The 13,336-nt window shown below is 45.3% G+C and carries 12 protein-coding genes; 8 read left to right on the forward strand and 4 right to left on the reverse strand.

Going from position 1 to position 13,336, the window contains the following annotated elements:
- Positions 1-2: 2 nt before the first annotated feature.
- From bsdC to WA325_RS14535, 4 genes are all read left to right on the forward strand, one after another.
- The gene (bsdC, locus tag WA325_RS14520) at positions 3-1,424 is read left to right on the forward strand and encodes a phenolic acid decarboxylase BsdC (protein ID WP_024120198.1); all 1,422 of its coding nucleotides are present in this window, start codon (positions 3-5) and stop codon (positions 1,422-1,424) included.
- A 17-nt stretch (positions 1,425-1,441) separates the two neighbouring features.
- Complete coding sequence (bsdD, locus tag WA325_RS14525; RefSeq protein ID WP_044161900.1) at positions 1,442-1,669, forward strand: phenolic acid decarboxylase subunit BsdD; 228 nt, start codon at positions 1,442-1,444, stop codon at positions 1,667-1,669.
- Positions 1,666-2,130 carry a pyridoxamine 5'-phosphate oxidase family protein gene (locus WA325_RS14530; RefSeq protein ID WP_105955219.1) on the forward strand — a complete coding sequence of 155 codons (465 nt, stop codon included), beginning with the start codon at positions 1,666-1,668 and terminating at the stop codon, positions 2,128-2,130. Before bsdD ends, WA325_RS14530 begins: the two co-directional genes overlap by 4 nt.
- A 75-nt stretch (positions 2,131-2,205) precedes the next feature.
- A complete protein-coding gene (locus WA325_RS14535) occupies positions 2,206-3,051 on the forward strand; it encodes an alpha/beta fold hydrolase (protein WP_105955218.1) in 846 nt (281 codons plus the stop codon).
- A 35-nt stretch (positions 3,052-3,086) separates the two neighbouring features.
- Here the strand turns inward: WA325_RS14535 and WA325_RS14540 are convergent, their stop codons facing one another.
- Entirely contained in the window at positions 3,087-4,565 is a 1,479-nt protein-coding gene (locus tag WA325_RS14540) for a peptide MFS transporter (RefSeq protein ID WP_105955217.1), read from the reverse strand.
- Positions 4,566-4,844: 279 nt separating this feature from the next.
- Here WA325_RS14540 and WA325_RS14545 point away from each other — a divergent pair, with 279 nt between their 5' ends.
- Complete coding sequence (locus WA325_RS14545) at positions 4,845-6,599, forward strand: right-handed parallel beta-helix repeat-containing protein (protein WP_336183856.1); 1,755 nt, start codon at positions 4,845-4,847, stop codon at positions 6,597-6,599.
- A gap of 16 nt (positions 6,600-6,615) precedes the next feature.
- On the opposite strand, the gene WA325_RS14550 is transcribed toward WA325_RS14545, so the two are convergent.
- Positions 6,616-6,837 (reverse strand): hypothetical protein, encoded by a 222-nt coding sequence (locus tag WA325_RS14550; protein WP_105955215.1) that lies wholly within the window; start codon positions 6,835-6,837, stop codon positions 6,616-6,618.
- Between the two features lie 126 nt (positions 6,838-6,963).
- Between WA325_RS14550 and gerKA the strand changes: the two genes are divergently transcribed.
- Genes gerKA through WA325_RS14565 form a run of 3 tightly spaced genes read left to right on the forward strand, consistent with a single transcriptional unit; the run spans position 6,964 to position 10,952 of the window.
- Positions 6,964-8,592 carry a spore germination protein GerKA gene (gerKA, locus tag WA325_RS14555; RefSeq protein ID WP_101860976.1) on the forward strand — a complete coding sequence of 543 codons (1,629 nt, stop codon included), beginning with the start codon at positions 6,964-6,966 and terminating at the stop codon, positions 8,590-8,592.
- Complete coding sequence (locus WA325_RS14560; protein ID WP_202853229.1) at positions 8,582-9,805, forward strand: Ger(x)C family spore germination protein; 1,224 nt, start codon at positions 8,582-8,584, stop codon at positions 9,803-9,805. The genes gerKA and WA325_RS14560 overlap by 11 nt, the downstream gene beginning before the upstream one ends.
- A gap of 22 nt (positions 9,806-9,827) precedes the next feature.
- Positions 9,828-10,952, forward strand: coding sequence for a GerAB/ArcD/ProY family transporter (locus WA325_RS14565; RefSeq protein WP_024120207.1), 1,125 nt, complete (start codon positions 9,828-9,830; stop codon positions 10,950-10,952).
- Positions 10,953-11,054: 102 nt separating this feature from the next.
- Here the strand turns inward: WA325_RS14565 and WA325_RS14570 are convergent, their stop codons facing one another.
- Both WA325_RS14570 and WA325_RS14575 read right to left on the reverse strand, forming a co-directional pair.
- Positions 11,055-11,735, reverse strand: a complete 681-nt coding sequence (locus WA325_RS14570; protein ID WP_336183857.1) for an ABC transporter ATP-binding protein — start codon at positions 11,733-11,735, stop codon at positions 11,055-11,057.
- Between the two features lie 15 nt (positions 11,736-11,750).
- Complete coding sequence (locus WA325_RS14575; RefSeq protein ID WP_248337505.1) at positions 11,751-13,205, reverse strand: ABC transporter permease; 1,455 nt, start codon at positions 13,203-13,205, stop codon at positions 11,751-11,753.
- Between the last annotated feature and the right edge of the window lie 131 nt (positions 13,206-13,336).

Consider the following 13,336-nt stretch of genomic DNA (forward strand, 5'->3'; position numbering starts at 1 on the left):
TGATGGCTTATCAAGATTTCAGAGAATTTCTCGCTGCCCTTGAAAAAGAGGGACAATTGTTAACGGTGAATGAAGAGGTAAAGCCTGAGCCTGATCTGGGAGCAGCTGCACGGGCAGCCAGCAACCTCGGCGATAAAAGCCCTGCACTGTTATTTAACAATATTTACGGCTACAACAATGCGCAAATCGCGATGAATGTCATCGGCTCTTGGCCGAACCACGCGATGATGCTGGGACTGCCGAAAGATACACCGGTGAAAGAGCAGTTTTTTGAATTTGCGAAGCGATACGAACAGTTTCCGATGCCGGTCAAACGCGAAGAAACAGCGCCATTTCATGAAAATGAAATCACAGAGGACATCAATTTGTTCGATATCCTGCCTCTTTTCAGAATTAACCAAGGAGACGGCGGTTACTATTTAGACAAAGCATGCGTCATCTCCCGCGACCTTGAGGACCCTGACAACTTCGGCAAACAAAATGTCGGCATATACAGAATGCAGGTAAAGGGAAAAGACCGCCTCGGCATTCAGCCTGTGCCGCAGCACGATATCGCGATCCATCTGCGCCAAGCCGAAGAACGCGGCATCAATCTTCCGGTCACGATTGCGCTCGGATGTGAACCGGTCATCACAACTGCGGCATCCACTCCGCTTCTCTATGATCAATCCGAATACGAAATGGCGGGAGCAATCCAAGGAGAACCGTACCGCATCGTAAAATCAAAGCTGTCTGACCTTGATATTCCATGGGGAGCAGAAGTTGTGCTTGAGGGAGAAATCATTGCCGGAGAACGTGAATATGAAGGGCCATTCGGTGAATTTACAGGGCACTATTCCGGCGGACGCAGCATGCCGATTATCAAAATTAACCGCGTGTATCACAGAAACAACCCGATTTTTGAACATTTATACTTAGGCATGCCGTGGACAGAATGTGATTACATGATCGGCATTAATACTTGTGTGCCGCTGTATCAGCAGTTAAAAGAAGCGTATCCGAATGAAATTGTGGCTGTGAACGCCATGTACACACACGGTTTAATCGCGATTGTATCAACAAAAAACCGCTATGGCGGATTTGCGAAAGCGGTCGGCATGCGCGCGCTCACAACCCCGCACGGACTCGGCTACTGCAAAATGGTTATCGTTGTCGACGAGGATGTCGATCCATTCAATCTGCCGCAGGTCATGTGGGCGCTCTCTACAAAAATGCACCCGAAACACGATGCGGTCATTATACCGGATTTATCTGTCCTGCCGCTTGACCCGGGATCAAATCCATCAGGAATCACGCACAAAATGATTCTTGATGCCACAACACCTGTTGCGCCGGAAACAAGAGGCCATTATTCACAGCCGCTTGATTCTCCATTAACAACAAAAGAATGGGAACAAAAACTAATGGACTTGATGAATAAATAAGGAAAGGATGATTCGACATGCATACATGTCCTCGATGCGATTCAAAAAAAGGAGAAGTCATGAGCAAATCGCCTGTAGAAGGAGCATGGGAAGTCTATCAATGCCAAACATGTTTTTTTACATGGAGATCATGTGAACCGGAAAGTATTACAAATCCGGAAAAATATAATCCGGCCTTTAAAATCGATCCAAAAGAAACAGAAACAGCGGTTGAAGTTCCCGCTGTTCCGGAACGAAAGGCCTGATCGGCGTGAACCGACTATCAGACCGTCTCTTTGAGCTGCTTGACGGGGAACGTCTGAAAGAAAAGCAGCATGAAGCCTTCGTTCTGCAAACGGTATCGGAGGACGGCTGGCCGCATGCCGCTATGATCAGCGCCGGAGAAATCATCGCCCTGAATCGGACGGATATCCGGATCGCCCTGTGGAAAAACACAGAGACCGCGGGAAATATCCTTCGCACGGGACAAGCCCAGCTTACTGCATGGTGGAAAGGAGCCGCTCATTACGTAAAACTGCAATGTGAGCCGCTCCCGCCGCTGAACGATGCGGTCTATGACAGGGAACGCTTTGCCTGCCGTATCGCTTCAGCTAAGGAGGATGTTGCAAAGTATGCTGATATCACTTCCGGTGTCAGGATACAGCTTCACAATGCTGAAGAGGTGCTGAACAGATGGGAAGTAACGCTTGAGGAATTAAAACGATAAATGAAAGAGCCTGACGCCATGCGTCAGGCTTTTATTAGTATAATGAACCATATAAAGATAAAGGGGGCGTGAGGAATGGTCACAAAGGGGATCTGTCATTCAGACGGTTTTGATTTATCTTATTGTATTGAAGGAGAGGGCGCGCGGATTCTCGTGATCGGCAGTGCGGTTTACTACCCGCGTCTATTTCATCAGGATATCAAACAGAAATATCAATGGATATTTGCCGATCACAGGGGTTTTGCCAAGCCGGCGCGGGCGCTGCGGCCGGAAGATCAAAGCCTGGATGCAGTTTTGGACGATATTGAAGCGATAAGACGCCATCTTCAGCTTAAGGATTTTATCATCATGGGACATTCGGGGCACGCGTTTATGGCATTAGAATACGCCAGAAAGTACCCTGAGCATGTGCGAAAGGCCGTGCTCCTCAATTCAGCGCCTGATAACAGTCAAAAGAGACAGCGGGACAGTGAAGCATTTTTTAGGGAAACAGCCAGTCCTGAGAGAAAGAAACGTTTCGAAAAAGATATTGCAAGTTTAGCAAGTGACATAGAAAAAGATCCTGAAAGGCGTTTCGTGCACATGTGCATTCGCGCTGAAGCGAAAAGCTTTTATAAAGAGAGGCCGGATGCGGCAGCTTTATGGGAAGGTGTTGACACCAATATGCCGATCATAGATGAATTATGGGGACATACATTCGCACAGATGAACCTCATACAGCGGTTAGCAGACGTTCATGTTCCTGTCTATATCGGTTTAGGCAGATATGACTATTTGGTTGCTCCTGTATCGTTGTGGGATGCCGTTGACGGTATATATCCGCATGTGAAGAAGGTCATCTTTGAAAAGAGCGGGCACCAGCCGATGCTGGAGGAACCGCAGACCTTCGGGCAAAGCTTAATGGAATGGATAGAAAAATAAAAATCCCGCAGGGCTGATCTGCGGGATTTTCTTTATTATAAGATACCTTTCATCGCACGTTTGATGATCGGTGAGATCAGCAGCAGAATGCCGCCGAGAATGATAGAAATCAAGCCGATGGTGCCGAAGTAAGTTGTTTCAGGAATTTTATCAAACAATCCGGCTACTTGGGCATTGATCGCTTGGGCTGCTGCGTTAGTCAGAAACCACATACTCATTGTCTGTGCAGAGAATGCAGCTGGCGCCAGTTTCGTTGTCACGGATAAACCGACTGGAGACAGGCACAGCTCTCCAAGCACGACAAGCAGGAAGCTGAGAACAAGCCACAGCGGGCTTACGAGTGCTTCTTTCCCTTGCATAGCCGGGAATACCATAATGATAAATGACAATCCGGCTAAAATAATTCCAATCGCAAATTTAACTGGTGTGGACGGCTGGCGTTTGCCAAGCTTCATCCAAAGCCATGCGAAAATTGGTGCGAAAATGACGATAAACAAGGGGTTTAATGATTGGAACCAAGATGACTGAAGTTCTATTCCGCCCAATGAAAGTCTTATGCGTTCATCAGCGTATACCGCAAGAATGGTCGCTCCTTGTTCCTGAATGGCCCAGAACATGACAGCACCGATAAACAAAGGAACGTAAGCGGCAAGACGAGATTTTTCTGTTTTGTCCGCTTTTTTGCTTGTAAACATGATGATGAAATAAATAACAGGAATCAAAATACCGAGAATACTTACAAGGTCGATGAAACCGTTGATCGTCAGCACGCCTGTTTGTACAGAGATCATCACTGCGATCGCCACAATGATAACACCGATTCCGGTGCCAATTGCAGATTTTTTAGACAGCGGATTCGGCACATTGGAACCTGCAGGTCCGAGGTTTTTCTTTCTTGTCAAAGCAAATACGATAAGTCCAAGAAGCATTCCGACCGCGGCAGCTCCGAAGCCGAGATGATAGTTGTACTTCTGTCCGAGTGTTCCGACAATTAACGGCGCGAGTAAACCGCCGAGGTTAATCCCCATGTAGAAAATACTGAAACCTGAGTCGCGGCGCGGGTCTTCTTTCGTGTAAAGATCTCCAACGACGCTCGAAACGTTTGGTTTTAATAAGCCTGTTCCGATAATGATAAGCACCATGCTGATATAGAATGCTATCGCGCTGCCCGGATAGGCGAGTGCAATGTGGCCGAACATAATAAATATGCCGCCGTAAAACACGGTGTTTGCGGTACCGAATACCCGGTCAGCGAGCCATCCGCCAATAATAGTGGACATGTATACGAGTGATCCGTAAATCGACATAATGGCAACCGCAGTGCCTTTGTCAAAGCCAAGCCCTCCGTTTACCGTCTCTGTATACAAATAGTAAAGCAAGATTGCTCTCATTCCATAGTAAGAGAAACGCTCCCAAAATTCGGTGAAAAATAGTGTAAATAGTCCTCGCGGGTGACCAAAGAACCCTTTTTGCGGGACGCTTTTAATGATACTTTCGTTATCAATCGAAGCCATGTCAGCCAAACCCTTTCTTAAAAAAGTGTATTATAAAAATCATATTCTTATATAATACTTGTGTCAATATAAATTATACTCATTTCAAGAAGTTCCAGAATGGAAAAACTATAAAGGTAGAAAATAGTGAGTTTTTCCTGTTTCTTATGTCTTATTTTGTTACATTTTCTAACGATAGTATTTCTTTATACTTTTTTAATAAAATTTTAGAGAAATGTACAAGCAGATCGGGCTGCCGCGAATATCATGGTAACAATCATGCGGGAGGAGGTTGGATCATTGGCTGAATTCATCTTGAATGCAGCAGATTTCGGTATTTCAGGGGACGGAAAAACGGATTCGACAGAACTGATTAATCAATGCCTCAGCGCGGCTGCTTCAAAGGGGTACCATACAGTCTGGTTCCCGAAAGGAACATATTTAATTGACGGGACGCTTGGAGGGGATGCGAGCCAGGTGTTTCGCAACGCTGGGATTATTGTTCCCGGCAATCTTAATATCGTCATGGACCCTGAGTGTATCATCAAAGTCATTCCGAACAGCTCCTGGGGGTATTCTGCATTTTATGTAGGCAAGCAAGAGAATATAACCATTTCCGGTGGACAAATTATCGGCGAGCGCGACGAGCATACGTATGCGTCCGCGGGGATAAGGTCAACCCATGAATGGGGCTTCGGCATTTGTATTGAAGGGTGTTCGAATGTTGTCATTGATGATGTTAACATTTCTGATTTTACCGGAGATGGGATCATTATCAGTCCGCGGGGCTTAAAGACAAATAACGATTATCGAACATCAGAGCACATTACCATCCGCCGCTGTAAGGTTCGGCGATCGAGGAGAAATAACATTTCGATTACCGGATGTGACACAGTTACGGTGGAGGGCTGCGTGATTGAAGGTGCCGGAACGGGAAATGGTACAGCGCCGAAATTCGGAATTGATATTGAAGGATATGGTGAAGGAAATATTGATTATGAGGAACCGCTCAATGTCTCGATTCGAAATAACTATTTTAATGGAAACGTTTCAAGTTCTGTGACCAATTTTAATGGGTACGGCATTTCAATAGAAGGAAACCACTCAGACAATACGATCAGCTATGGGTACGGCACTCAAACGGTCATTAAGGGGAATATTCTCAGAAGGGCGGAAGACGCGGCTGCGGCGCCTAGAGTCGGGATTACCGGATTGGGTGTTTCACAAGGAAAAGAAAGCAGTGATGCAGTGATCGCCGGCAACCTCATTACCGGATTTTCAACCGGAATTGATGTCAGAGGAAAGAGCGTTCTTGTCACGAACAACAAAATCAGCAATTTTGAAAACACAGGGATATTGGTTTATCAATCTTCCGACGTAAAGGTAGACGGCAACCAGATTCAAAACGGACTGTCTGAAACAAGGCGCAGTACCGGCCTTCGAGCGGTGCTGTCTGATAATACCGCATTTCTGAATAACTGTCTTATTCAAGTCATCGACGGGGTGAACATTTCAGGAGGCGATATGATCATTAAAGACAATGTGCTGAGAAAATTCAGCCGCGGCATTTGGATCGCTCAAGGAAGCGCGTTGATCGAAGGAAATACGCTTAACCCCGACGCGTTTGAAGCGGCCCTTGAATCGTATGCCGTTTCTGTCACAAACAATGCTGGCGCAATCGTTAAAAACAATACATTTAAAAACTTTAAAAATTACCCGATTTACTGTACGACAAGTGCAAAAACCTCTATTATCGGAAACCACTTTGAAAGATCTCCTCTTTTAGTGACCATCTATATCAGCACCGGCGTTCATGACATTTTTGATAACACCCTTTCAGTCAATAGAACAGTCGGCAGACCGATTGTGATTTATCTCAACGGCTCCTCAGGCTCTATCATTTCAGGAAACACCATCAATAACCTCTCCGCAAGCACGGCGGTGGCCATTCAAACGGATACCTCAACCAATTCCACCATCATCGGAAATCGAATCATCAAAGGAACCATCACCAACAACAGCGGAGATAAGGTAAACGGCAATATGATCGTCTGAACAAAAGCGCCTCGCTCTAGGGGCTTTTTTTGTTCGATTTATAGATCACGAATATCTCTCTCACCAATAACAAAACAAAAAATAAAAGCATCATCCATTCCGCAAACGATGTCATCTTGAAGCTGGACATATTATTATAAATGGCTTTTCCCAAACTGAATCCTTGAAGCATGTCCATGAAAACTGAAATCACCAACAAACAAATTAATAAAATAGCCGTTATGCCTAATATTTTCATCCTTCATCACCCTCCTCTTTTAGTGTCTATCTTTATGAGAGAGTTATACCCACCCGCCAGTCACATGCATAATCTTAAAGCTAACAGGAAGAATATGAGAAAACGATAAGGAAAGGTATTTTGTGTATGCCGTCATTTTTTAAGCAAAAGAAAAATACCGAAACGAAAGACAGCCAGAAACAAGAAGATAAGAATCAGCAGAAGAAAGAAGAAGGGCCGATTCTGGCTTCTTCAAGTTTGGCGAAAAATGTGGCGGACATGAAGAAGAAAGTCGGAAGCAGCTCTGATGTCATTATTCGGGAAGTGAAAGCAGGGGAACAGGATGAAGTTCACCTGGCCATTATTTATATCGCGGGTTTGGTCGATAATAACACGATACATGAATCGTTAATCGAGCCTTTGATTCAGGATCAAACCATCCAAAACGCCCATGCGATCAAGCAGATCCTTGAAAAAACGCTTCCGCTGGGCGGAGTGAAAGCTGAAAAGAGCTGGGACAAGCTGTTCACTGAATTGATGCTTGGAAATGCGCTGGTTTTTGCGGACGGTTCTGATGAGGCGCTTATCTGCAGCACCCAGGGGGGAGAGCACCGTTCCATACAAGAGCCGAGCACCCAGGTGTCATTCCGGGGCCCGCGCCAAGGGTTTACAGAGTCTTTGCAAACCAATATTTCCATGATTCGGCGATACATTAAAAATCCCAATGTATGGGTCGAAAAAATGAAAATCGGTTCTGTGACAAATACGGATATCGCGCTGATGTACATTCACGGCATTTGTGATGAAAAGGTGCTGAAGGAAGTGAGGCAGCGCCTGAAAAAAATAGACATTGACAGTATTTTAGAATCCGGATACATCGAGCAGCTGATCGAAGACGAAACGTTTACGACGTTTCCGACCATGTATCACACGGAACGCCCTGACGTCGTCGCAGGAAATCTATTAGAAGGAAGATTTGCAATCGTTGTGGACGGAACACCGTTTGTTCTGATTGCCCCAGCCTTATTTATTCAATTTTTTCAGTCGGTTGAAGATTATTATTCACGCTTTGACATTGCGACAAGTATACGGATTCTGCGGATATTTATCTTTTTTATTTCACTTGTCGCACCGGCTGTTTATGTGGCAGCCACGACATTTCATCAGGAAATGATTCCGACACAGCTGTTAATCGTCATTGCTGCCCAGCGGGAAATCGTTCCGTTTCCGGCCGTTGTTGAAGCCATCACAATGGAGGTTGCTTTTGAGATTCTCAGGGAAGCTGGGGTCAGACTGCCGAGGGTTGTAGGATCGGCTGTTTCCATTGTAGGCGCGCTTGTTATCGGCCAAGCTGCTGTTCAGGCTGGTATCGTGTCTCCGGCTATGGTCATCATCGTTGCCATAACGGCCATTGCCAGCTTTGCAACCCCGGCGTTTGCCATGGCGATATCTGCCCGCCTCATTCGGTTTATGTTTATCATTGCTTCTGCCGTAATGGGTTTTTACGGGCTGGTATTAGGGATTATTATGATGTTTGTTCATTTATGCAGTCTGCGTTCCTTTGGTGTTCCTTATATGTCGCCGCTTGCGCCCTTTTCTTCACAAGGCGTGAAGGACACGCTGTTCCGTGTTCCTTGGTGGGCCGACCAGAAAAGACCTGAATCCATCAGTAAAAAAGATAAGGTCCGTCAGGGGAAAGACCAGCGTCCTCAGCCGGATGGTTCACGCGGAATGGTGAACAAAGAGTTGAGAGAAGGAGATCAAGATGATACGTAAACGTGTACTAGCCCTTATCATGCTTTTGAGCATCATTGTGCTGCCCGGCTGCTGGGATAAGCGTGAGCTGACAGATCTTGCGATTATTTCGGCAATCGGCATTGATCGGACAAATGAAGGAAATTACGTACTGCACTTTCAGATCATTAATCCCGGAAACGTCGCCGGAGGGCTTCAGGGCGGCGGCGCGGGAGACAGGCCGCCTATATCCGTCTATTCCATAGTAGGCGACAACATGACGGAAGCGCTCAGAAAAGCCTCTATGAAAGTATCCAGGCGGCTTTATTTTGCCCATACCAATCTGGTCGTGATCAGTGAAAAGCTGGCGAGAGAGGAAGGTTTGAATTTTGTGTTAGATAACCTTGACCGCGATACGGAATTCAGGACCACGGCAACGATTGTCATCGCCCATAAAACGAAAGCCGAAAATATCGTCAAAACGCTTACGCCGATTGATAAAATACCGTCCAATAAAGTCAATAAAACACTCGACTTCACGCAAGCGCAATATGGGCGGGTGATTAAAACCAATATCCAAGATGTCTTGAAAACACTTGCCCTCACCACAGAAGCACCGGTGATCCCCGGATACAGGATGATCGGGGACGATAAAAAAGGAGTCAGCCTGGAAAACACACAGGCGACTGACCCGCAAGCCATTCTTCAGGCGGACGGTTTGGCGGTATTCGATAAAAGAGGCCATTTAAAATATTGGATTGAAGATAAGGACAAAGTTGGAGTTGTCTGGCTTAAGAATCAAATCCAGCATACGTTTATTAATGCCGATTGGGACAAGACAAAAGATGCGGTAAGCTTACAGGTCACGCATCAGACAACAAAGCTTAACCCGGAAATACGAAACGGCCGTCCCCGCATACATGTTCACGTGACGGTTGAAGGCATAATAGACGCAGTAAAGTATCCATTTCATTTGTCTGACCCAAAGGTGTTAGCCGATATCGAAAAAGCACTCAATAAACAGCTGGAAAAGGAAATCAACCATGCAGTTGAAAAGATTAAGGAACATAAAATCGACTTTATCGGATTCGGAGACACGATATACAGGAAGTATCCGAAGCAGTGGAAAAAAATGAGGGATACATGGGACAAAGAATATTTGCCTGATCTGCCTGTCGATGTGAAGGCGGAGACGTATATCAGAAGAACGGGGCTGCGAAATAACCCGCTCAGAAACCAGCTTAATCATAAATAGGTCAAGAAAGGAGTAGTGACAGATGGAAAAAGCCAAAATCAGCATTAGGCAGCTGTTTGTCATGATGATCATTTTTGAGCTGGGCAGCTCCTTATTGATTACACCGGGAACGATGGCGGGCCGGGATGCCTGGATAGCAGTGCTATTAGGCTGTGCAGTTGGTTTATTTCTTTTTTACTTGTATCAGGGGATCTATCAATGCTATCCGGAGTTCTCCCCGAAAGAATACATGGATGATATGCTCGGCAAAAAGCTGAGCTGGTTCTTTTCGTTTCTTTATATCTTGTATTTTGCATATATTGCCGCCCGGGTGCTGCGTGATTTCGGAGAAATGCTGCTGACGTTTGCTTACCATGATACTCCGATTATCATCGTGAATGCTTTACTAATGGTGGTCAGCATATATGCCGTCAGAAAAGGAATTGAAGTGCTGGCGCGGGCGGGTGAGCTTCTCTTCGGGGCAATGTATCTATTGGGTGCGCTCGGTCTTGTGCTGATCATTGTATCGGGTTCCATAGATCTGAAAAATTTAAAACCGGTTTTAGCAGACGGGATTTTCCCTGTTATTCATTCTGTTTTTACACAAACCATGTACGTTCCGTTTGGTGAAATTGTTTTATTTGTAATGATCTTCCCTAATCTCAATGATCGCAAGAATGTCAAAAAAGTGGGGATGCTCGCTATGGTCATCAGCGGGTTGGTTGTGGCGCTTACTGTAGCGATTAATATCAGTGTGCTTGATGTTGATCTGACATTGCGATCGCAGTTTCCGCTTTTAAGTACGATTCAGACAATCAAAGTGGAAGAGTTTCTGGATCGGCTTGATATCTTTTTTATGCTGGCACTGATTATCGGCGGCTTCTTCAAAGTCAGCCTCTATCTGTATGCGGTGGTGGTGGGTGCGTCCACTCTTTTTAAGGAAAAAAATCCTTCACAGTTGGCATATCCAATGGGACTGGGCATACTCATCCTCTCTATCGCAATTGCCACCAATTTTTCAGAGCATTTAAATGAAGGGCTGAAAGTAGTGCCGCTGTACATTCATTTGCCCTTTCAAGTGCTGTTTCCATTATTTCTGTTTATCCTCGCTGTTTGGAAAAAGAAGAGAAGAGAGAAATCGAAGCAGGCTGATAAACAGAAACAATAAAAAGAGCGGGGGGATGCAGCCGCCGCTCTTTTTACGTTCACTTCTATATAAAAGGGGGATTTAGGTTGCGCCCCTGTCTGCACTGGCAGAGGCGCGTTTTTGTTATACGACTGCGGCGTTTTCCGTCACAGTAAAGCTTCCTCGTGAAAGTCTGATGGTAATGTCAGATACCCTTGCAATTTGTTCATCATGCGTCACCATGATGATGCATTTATTTTCTTTATGCGCCAAATCCTGAAAGAGCCGCACAATTTCTTTCGACGTATCCTCGTCAAGGTTTCCGGTCGGTTCATCGGCTACGATCAAGTCCGTGTCACAGCAAAACGCTCTTGTAATGGAAACACGCTGCTGCTGTCCGCCGCTTAATGTCAGCACCTTTTGCCGGGCTTGTTTTTCATTGATGCCGATCTTCTCCAGCATCTCCAAAGCATATGCTTCTTTATTCTTTTCCTTTGAACCTGTGATTTCCATGGCGGTTGTCACATTTTGCAGAGCTGTCATATATGGAAGCAGGTTGTACGCCTGAAAGACAATTGATACGTATTTATTTCTGAAATTCGTTAATCCGATTTTGGAAACAGCTTTTCCGCCATAAAGGATATGTCCTTCTTTAGGTTCGTCAAGTCCGCCTGCCAGAGACAGGAAGGACGTTTTTCCTGTCCCTGAGGTGCCGACAATTGTATGAAATTTACCTTTTTCAAAGCTGATATTGATATCCTGAAACAAGGGCTGGCTTTTGTCCTTATACCAGTAGCTGACTTGTTGAAATTCTAATAAGCTCATTCGTTTCGCCTCTTTCTATTCCTGTTTTGTCAATATCGTTTTCGGGTGGAGCCGCAGTACTGAAATAGACGGCAGCAGTGTTGCAATGACAGCGATTAACATTCCGATTCCGCCGAGAACAAGCATATCGTTCATCGAAACTGCCACATTCAGTGAATCAATGACGTCCGCGTTTGAAGAGCTTTGGCCGAACATTCCGTGGCCCATGCCGCCCCCGCCGCCGGGCATTTGGCCGCTTGCGGTTTGTGTTGAATCAGTTGATGAACTGATCTGCTGGGATAAGAGCTGATTGCCGAGCTGGTTGGCGACCAGATTTCCAGTCACTGATGCAATGCCGATGGCCACAACAGCCACGATCAGAATCTCAGTTAAGAACTGGCCAATCAGCTTCCACCGTTTTTCACCGATAGCCATTAATACACCCATCTCATATTTGCGCTCTCTGATTGACATCATGACAATGAGGCCAAGAATGACAGCGCCTGCCACTGATACAAGGTACACAACGTTTTTAGAGAAAGAAGCTACATTTTCGATCGGGCCGACCATTTGCTGGTAAAGCTGATCGTTTGTATTTAACGTAAACGTATCAAAGTCGATTGACGTTTTCTTCGCTGCTGTAACGAATGCATCAATATGTTCAGCATCGTCCATATCATAAACAGCTGAATCAATCGTGTTTTTATAATCGTCACCTTTCAGAGCTGCTGTTGCTGTGTAAGGTGTGTAAAGCTTATTGTAAGGATTTAAGAATGAGAAATTCTGGGCTTGGTCATCGCCTGAAGACGTTGTTTTATAAATACCGACAATCTTCAGTTTGACTGTTGTATCTTCGTCTGTTGCTGATTCTATTGTGATGGAATCCCCAACGCTTACATTATTTTCTTCCGCTAATGTTTCATTGATCACTGTGACGTTTTTGCCGACATCAGATTTTGTAATCGCGCGCCCGTCTGTGATTTTTGAATCTCCGTCAGAGAATTCCTCTAACAGCGACGTGCTGATGACGCCTTCAATCGAAAGATCGGCTTGAACCATTTGTTTTCCGCCTTGCATTGGAGCGCCTTTTGTATCGCTTGAGCTTGAGTCTGTGCTCGAATCACTAGAGCTTGAGCTTTCAATCGCATCGAAGTTTCCGGCGTTGGCTGAAGCTGACGTAATGAAGTTGTAGCTCTTCACCTGATCAAGCGCTGTCAGCTTATTGGCATCAGACACTTTTATCGGTGTAGATTCGAAGCTGCGTTTTTCACCGCTGTCCTGCTGCTTCTCCATTTGTTTTTGGCGGTCAACTTGAAGCGTAACGCTTCCGCCCAGCTCCTGTCTGGCAAGGTCGCTGGATTTTTGAGCTGCTGACTGGATCGTGAGGCCAGACAGAACAAATATACAAATCACTGTAAACACAAATAACTGCAAAAACGTTTTTCCTTTTTTGGCCTTCATATTCCAAAAAGCCCGTTTGATAAAATTCATTTATGTTCCTCCGTATAGGTATTTTTATAGATAAGACCGCCTGTGAGGCAGGCCCGCTGTTGATAAATTTATCGTAGTCCAAAGGTATGAAAAAAATATGAACAATCTATTTCTAGTTGATGAAATAAAAA

Source organism: Bacillus sp. 205(2023) (assembly GCF_037027485.1).
GTDB classification, from domain to species: Bacteria; Bacillota; Bacilli; order Bacillales; family Bacillaceae; genus Bacillus; species Bacillus halotolerans.

Coding starts and splice junctions, on each gene's coding strand:
- WA325_RS14560 (WP_202853229.1), top strand. CDS start 8,582: ATGATACGTAAACGTGTACTAGCCCTTATCATGCTTTTGAGCATCATT.
- WA325_RS14540 (WP_105955217.1), bottom strand. CDS start 4,565: ATGGCTTCGATTGATAACGAAAGTATCATTAAAAGCGTCCCGCAAAAA.
- bsdD (WP_044161900.1), top strand. CDS start 1,442: ATGCATACATGTCCTCGATGCGATTCAAAAAAAGGAGAAGTCATGAGC.
- WA325_RS14550 (WP_105955215.1), bottom strand. CDS start 6,837: ATGAAAATATTAGGCATAACGGCTATTTTATTAATTTGTTTGTTGGTG.
- bsdC (WP_024120198.1), top strand. CDS start 3: ATGGCTTATCAAGATTTCAGAGAATTTCTCGCTGCCCTTGAAAAAGAG.
- WA325_RS14565 (WP_024120207.1), top strand. CDS start 9,828: ATGGAAAAAGCCAAAATCAGCATTAGGCAGCTGTTTGTCATGATGATC.
- WA325_RS14535 (WP_105955218.1), top strand. CDS start 2,206: ATGGTCACAAAGGGGATCTGTCATTCAGACGGTTTTGATTTATCTTAT.
- gerKA (WP_101860976.1), top strand. CDS start 6,964: ATGCCGTCATTTTTTAAGCAAAAGAAAAATACCGAAACGAAAGACAGC.
- WA325_RS14570 (WP_336183857.1), bottom strand. CDS start 11,735: ATGAGCTTATTAGAATTTCAACAAGTCAGCTACTGGTATAAGGACAAA.
- WA325_RS14575 (WP_248337505.1), bottom strand. CDS start 13,205: ATGAATTTTATCAAACGGGCTTTTTGGAATATGAAGGCCAAAAAAGGA.